Source organism: Hydrogenophaga sp. 2FB, from assembly GCF_005503365.1.
Lineage (GTDB): Bacteria > Pseudomonadota > Gammaproteobacteria > Burkholderiales > Burkholderiaceae_C > Hydrogenophaga.
This window is the reverse complement of the sequence record NZ_SCML01000110.1, coordinates 1-3,200: the sequence shown is the minus strand read 5'-3', so window position 1 is coordinate 3,200 and position 3,200 is coordinate 1. Positions and strand designations below refer to the sequence as shown.

1 protein-coding gene is annotated in these 3,200 nt (G+C 59.7%); it reads left to right on the top strand.

From position 1 onward, the window contains the following. The first annotated feature begins 145 nt into the window (after positions 1–145). The gene (locus tag FFS09_RS30325) at positions 146–3,058 is read left to right on the top strand and encodes a Tn3 family transposase (protein WP_012478196.1); all 2,913 of its coding nucleotides are present in this window, start codon (positions 146–148) and stop codon (positions 3,056–3,058) included. Positions 3,059–3,200: the final 142 nt, after the last annotated feature.

Here is a 3,200-nt window from a genome sequence, read left to right as displayed (position 1 = left end):
GGGGTCGATTTGTTTTCGTTGTCAAAAGTGACGGTAGGAGATCGAGCACTGGCGTAGGGGTGGTCTGATAAGCCCTTGATTTCATTGGTTTTCCTGTTCACTTTTTCAGGCGTATTGTGTCTGCCCCAATCACCGGAGACACAAGATGCAAAGCTGGCACACAACCTACCTTGGCCTGCGAGAGCTGCCAAGGGAAATCAGCACCTTCGAGCTTCAGTCGTTTTTCACGTACAGCCGTACTGAGCGCGAGCTCATCAACGCCCGCCGAAGCAACGCCCACAAGCTGGGTCTGGCACTGCACATAGGTTTCTTGCGCTTGAGCGGGCGCCTGCTGAATTCGGTGCGCATCGTTCCGACAACCCTGTGGCGCCATCTGGGTGACGAAATCGGCATCACTGCTGTTGAACTGGCATCCCTGCGAGCCCTGTATGTTCGCGGTCGAACCCTCTTTGACCATCAACAACTGGCCTGTGATGTCCTGGGGTTTCATTGGATGACGGAGCACCAACGTCGCGCCCTGGTACGCACCCTGCGCGATGAGGTGGCCCGCTGCGCCGATCGGGATCAATTGCTCGTATTCGCTCGGCGCTGGTTGTATCAAAGCAAGATCCTGATCCTGCGCGACCGTGACATCCGTGTCCTGGTCACAGCGGCGCTGGGACAACTCGAAGAAGAAACAGCCAAAACGATTGCGGCATCTGTGCTGCCCGAACAACTGGTGCGCTGGCGGGATGCCATGGCCGCATTGCGCCCGGATGGGCAAACCCAGCAGAGCTGGTTGTGGTCGGCACCGGCCAAACACTCAACCAAACAAATTGGCGAGGTGTTCGAGCGAATCGAACTGCTGTACGCCCTGAATGTCCACAAACACCTGGACGACCTGTCCGGTCTCATTGTGCGGCGCTATGCACGCCGCCTGGCTTCAAGGCCTCCCTCGGTGGGGGCCAGGATCAAAGAACCCGCTCGCACAGTGGAGGTTGGCTGCTTTTTACGGCACTGCCTGTTTACCAGCACAGACCAAGCTATCTTGATGGTTCAGCGGCGCGTTGCCGATCTTTGGCGCACGGTCGCAGCAGGTGTCACGGAGACGGTCAATTGGGCTGACCTGTACAAGACATTGCTGGCAGAGCTGGCTGGTTTGGTCGCCCAGGGTGAACTTCAAGACGCGGAGTTGCGGGCTCGAATTGTTGCCCTGCTCAGTGCCAGCCAGCAAGGCAAACCACCCAGCCGGGCCTCGGTGGTGCGTGAGCGTTTGTTTGACGCCATACGTCCCGTGCGCTCTTTGCTGGCCGAAATCACCAAGCTGCCCTGGCAGGCCAATAGCGAGCACCCGGTGACCACAGCCTTGGCCCAATTGACGAAACTGTACGCGGGCAAACTTCGCGAACTACCTGCTGATGTCAGCGCCCCTCGCTTGGGTTCGGTCTGGAGCGGCGCGATTGCGGGTGCCGACCGGGAGCGCGCGTTTCGGGCCTTGGAGGTGGCCACCCTGTTTTCATTGCGACGTGCCGTGCGCAACGGTTCGGTGTGGATTGAGCACAGCCTGAGCTTTCGTGGCCGCGCACGCCTGTTCTTCACTGATGCGCGCTGGCAGGAAGAAGCCAAACGGCACTATGCCCGACTGTCACTGCCAGCCAATGCATCCACACTTTTGAAGCCGTTGCTGGCCAAGGTACGCGCCGGCGTGGAGGCAGTGGCCGTCGCCGCGCGCAGCGGTGTGCTGCGCGTGGACGAAGAACTCCACCTTTCAGTATTGCCGGCAGAGGATGAAGATCCAGAGGTGATTAAGTTGAGGGCCAAACTTGACCTGAGGATCGGTGAGGTGCAACTCCCAGAAGTGATCCTGGCCGTTGACGCTCAGGTACGTTTCAGCTGGATCATGCTTGGCCGCGAGCCACGTTCGACAGAAGAGCTGCTGATGGTCTACGCCGGCATCATGGCCCACGGCACCAGTCTGACGGCGGCCGAATGCGCCCGTATGATTCCGCAGTTGTCTGCCACCAGCATCCGTCAGGCCATGCGTTGGGCCGGGGACGAGCGTCGCTTGAGTCAAGCCTGCCACGCGGTGCTGGAGTTCATGCAACGGCACCCCATTGCAGCGACATGGGGTCGCACGGACCTGGCGTCGTCCGACATGATGAGCATGGAAACCACCCAACGGGTGTGGCAGGCCCGACAGGATCCAAGACGCAACACGTCCTCGATTGGCATCTACTCCCATGTGCGTGACCGATGGGGGATCTTCTACGCGCAGCCTTTTGTGCTCAATGAGCGCCAGGCAGGGGTCGCCATTGAGGGTGTCGTGCGCCAAGAATCCATCGAGACCAGCCAGTTGGCGGTGGACACCCACGGCTACACCGACTTTGCCATGGCGTTGGCCCGGCTACTGGGGTTCGATCTATGCCCACGACTGAAGGAATTGAAGCAGCGTCATCTGTACGTGCCGCGTGGCACGATCATTCCACCGGAGATCGCAGCAGTTTGCGAGGCTACCGTCGATACCGCTTTGATTGAGAAGCACTGGGACACCTTGGTCCATTTGGCAGCCTCGGTGATGAGCGGCAACGCCAGCGCAGTTGCAGCGCTGGCCAGATTTGGATCGGCGGCGCGGGGAGACCCCATCTACGAAGCGGGTGTTCAGTTGGGGCGCTTGCTGCGAACTGCGTTCCTGGCCGACTACTTTGTCAAAGACGCCTTCAGGAATGAGCTGCGTCGGGTACTCAACCGGGGTGAGGCGGTCAATGCCTTGAAGCGGGCGATTTATACCGGCAGAGTGAGCCCGGCTCAGGCCAAGCGGGCCGAGGAAATGCAGGCGGTGGCTGACGCCTTGAGTCTGTTGGCCAACATCATCATGGCCTGGAACACAACCCAGATGCAGGCCGTTCTGGACCGCTGGGCCAACCGGCGTCAGGTCATCCCGGCGGAGCTCACGGGGAAAATTGCGCCGACGCGGCTGCAAGGTATCAATTTGAGGGGCGTATTCCGCTTTCCAGTGGAGCGTTATGCCAGTGAAATCCTGCCGTCACAGACCACGCCGAAAACCGGGACCGGCGGTTGAAACCGAGCACGCTTTTGCGCCCTCAAACGGCGATCAAAAAAATCAACAGGAAACCCAATGAAATCAATGGCTTGGCAGGCCACCCCTACGCCAGTGCTCGATCTCCTACCGTCACTTTTGACAACGAAAACAAATCGACCCC

What these genes read in the sequence shown, in the direction of transcription:
- FFS09_RS30325 (WP_012478196.1), top strand. Translation starts at nt 146, where the DNA reads ATGCAAAGCTGGCACACAACCTACCTTGGCCTGCGAGAGCTGCCAAGG.